General features: G+C 38.7%; 1 pseudogene. It reads left to right on the forward strand.

The features are described from left to right. Positions 1–54: 54 nt before the first annotated feature. Positions 55–354, forward strand: a pseudogene (locus AB4512_RS22595) (hypothetical protein); the annotation flags it as partial.

Raw genomic sequence — 354 nt, forward strand, 5'->3', positions numbered from 1 at the left:
TAATCCAAATTATCAAGTACTTTGCGGCCATAGCTTATTAGGAGAAAATGAATAATGTCAGAGCCACGTCTAGGTAATGTGATCACTTTATTAATACCAGCTCGCAGTTACAAAATAAACTGCGCTTGGACAAAAGAAAAATTAATGCCTGGCATAGAACAATTCGCTTGTCGACTGTTGCTTATTTTTGACCAACTTTACCCGAGTGAGCTACAAAGCTACTTTGGTCTTAACGACAGAGAGCGAGAAGTTCTACTAGATAGTTTACTTGCCAATCGCCTAATTAATGTCAATCCAGAAGGTCATGTTGAGGCAAGCTCATTTTTAAGAAAACATGCAGCCACTAATGAAGGC

The organism is Vibrio sp. 10N.222.52.B7 (assembly GCF_041474275.1).
Lineage (GTDB): Bacteria > Pseudomonadota > Gammaproteobacteria > Enterobacterales > Vibrionaceae > Vibrio > Vibrio crassostreae_C.